This window comes from Pseudochrobactrum sp. sp1633, from assembly GCF_030376605.1.
Taxonomy (GTDB): Bacteria; Pseudomonadota; Alphaproteobacteria; order Rhizobiales; family Rhizobiaceae; genus Pseudochrobactrum.
In genome coordinates this window covers 1-2,500 of record NZ_JARRAE010000037.1, presented here as the reverse complement: position 1 = coordinate 2,500, position 2,500 = coordinate 1, and the positions used below count along the sequence as shown (strand labels likewise).

Annotated in this window: 1 tRNA gene and 2 rRNA genes (1 of these 3 cut by a window edge); all 3 read left to right on the top strand. The window is 51.9% G+C overall.

The annotated features are described in order from the left end of the window. A 23S ribosomal RNA gene (locus tag P8H26_RS17880) occupies positions 1 to 1,982 on the top strand; it begins 826 nt to the left of the window's first position. Between the two features lie 71 nt (positions 1,983 to 2,053). Continuing rightward, positions 2,054 to 2,168: ribosomal RNA gene (gene rrf, locus P8H26_RS17875) — 5S ribosomal RNA — on the top strand. A 253-nt stretch (positions 2,169 to 2,421) separates the two neighbouring features. Then, positions 2,422 to 2,498: transfer RNA gene (locus tag P8H26_RS17870), tRNA-Met, on the top strand. Positions 2,499 to 2,500: the final 2 nt, after the last annotated feature.

Genomic DNA, 2,500 nt, shown 5'->3' with positions numbered 1-2,500 from the left:
TGAAAGGCCAATCAAACTCGGAGATAGCTGGTTCTCCGCGAAATCTATTTAGGTAGAGCGTTGGGCGAATACCTCAGGGGGTAGAGCACTGAATGGGTAATGGGGACTCACCGTCTTACTGATCTCAATCAAACTCCGAATACCTGAGAGTACTACCCAGCAGACACACGGCGGGTGCTAACGTCCGTCGTGAAAAGGGCAACAACCCTGACCACCATCTAAGGTCCCTAAGTTATGGCTAAGTGGGAAAGGATGTGAGGATCCCAAAACAACCAGGATGTTGGCTTAGAAGCAGCCATCATTTAAAGAAAGCGTAACAGCTCACTGGTCTAGATAAGGGTCTTTGCGCCGAAAATGTACCGGGGCTAAAGCCATACACCGAAGCTGTGGATGCACGTATGTGCGTGGTAGCGGAGCGTTCTGTAAGTCTGTGAAGGGAGACCCGTGAGGGCTCCTGGAGATATCAGAAGTGAGAATGCTGACATGAGTAACGATAAAGAGTGTGAGAGACACTCTCGCCGAAAGTCCAAGGGTTCCTGCTTAAAGTTAATCTGAGCAGGGTTAGCCGGCCCCTAAGGCGAGGCCGAAAGGCGTAGTCGATGGGAACCACGTTAATATTCGTGGGCCTGTGGGTAGTGACGGATCGCGTGTGTTGTAAGGTCTTATTGGATTGATCTTGCAGCGAAGCGGTTCCAGGAAATAGCTCCCACATATAGACCGTACCCTAAACCGACACTGGTGGACTGGTAGAGTATACCAAGGCGCTTGAGAGAACTGCGTTGAAGGAACTCGGCAAATTGCACGCGTAACTTCGGAAGAAGCGTGACCCCTTTTTACGCAAGTAGATGGGGGTGGCACAGACCAGGGGGTAGCGACTGTTTACCAAAAACACAGGGCTCTGCGAAGTCGCAAGACGACGTATAGGGTCTGACGCCTGCCCGGTGCTGGAAGGTTAAGAGGAGAGGTGCAAGCCTTGAATTGAAGCCCCAGTAAACGGCGGCCGTAACTATAACGGTCCTAAGGTAGCGAAATTCCTTGTCGGGTAAGTTCCGACCTGCACGAATGGCGTAACGACTTCCCCGCTGTCTCCAACGCAGACTCAGTGAAATTGAATTCCCCGTGAAGATGCGGGGTTCCTGCGGTTAGACGGAAAGACCCCGTGCACCTTTACTATAGCTTTACACTGGCATTTGTGGCGACATGTGTAGGATAGGTGGTAGACTTTGAAGCTTGGACGCCAGTTCAGGTGGAGTCATCCTTGAAATACCACCCTTATCGTCATAGATGTCTAACTGCGACCCGTATATCCGGGTCCAGGACCGTGTATGGTGGGTAGTTTGACTGGGGCGGTCGCCTCCTAAAGAGTAACGGAGGCGCGCGATGGTGGGCTCAGAACGGTCGGAAATCGTTCGTCGAGTGCAATGGCATAAGCCCGCCTGACTGCAAGACAGACAAGTCGAGCAGAGACGAAAGTCGGTCATAGTGATCCGGTGGTCCCGAGTGGAAGGGCCATCGCTCAACGGATAAAAGGTACGCCGGGGATAACAGGCTGATGACCCCCAAGAGTCCATATCGACGGGGTTGTTTGGCACCTCGATGTCGACTCATCGCATCCTGGGGCTGGAGCAGGTCCCAAGGGTATGGCTGTTCGCCATTTAAAGCGGTACGTGAGTTGGGTTCAGAACGTCGTGAGACAGTTCGGTCCCTATCTGCCGTGGGTGTAGGAATATTGAAAGGATCTGTCCCTAGTACGAGAGGACCGGGATGGACGTATCTCTGGTGGATCTGTTGTCGTGCCAACGGCATAGCAGAGTAGCTATATACGGACTAGATAACCGCTGAAGGCATCTAAGCGGGAAACTAACCTTAAAACGAGTATTCCCTATCAGAGCCGTGGAAGACCACCACGTTGATAGGCCGGATGTGGAAGTGCAGTAATGCATGCAGCTGACCGGTACTAATAGCTCGATCGACTTGATTGTTCTCATTCTCAATATCCATCTGGATATGCACAAAAAACCAGCTTCTTATTTGTTTCTGTGCCCTTTGCTGACCTGGTGGTTATGGCGGAGCGGCTGCACCCGATCCCATTCCGAACTCGGCCGTGAAACGTTCCAGCGCCAATGGTACTTTGTCTTAAGACACGGGAGAGTAGGTCGCTGCCAGGTCTGCAAAGCGCACAGAAATAAAACATCTTCTCAAACAATCAGCGTATCAAACGCTAAAACAATCGCTTACCGATAAGACAATCTTCAAAGCAAATCTTAAGCGATATCCGATCAGAGAGTATATAAAACTCTCAAATACGGCGCGGAGCAGCCCGTTCGGCCTACAATCGATAATCAATCGATTGCTATACGGCCTCACCTCATCAGGCTACGCCTGACTTCGCTCCCGGGCTCAAAGCCCGACATTCTTTGACGCGGGGTGGAGCAGCCCGGTAGCTCGTCAGGCTCATAACCTGAAGGCCGCAGGTTCAAATCCTGCCCCCGCAACCAAA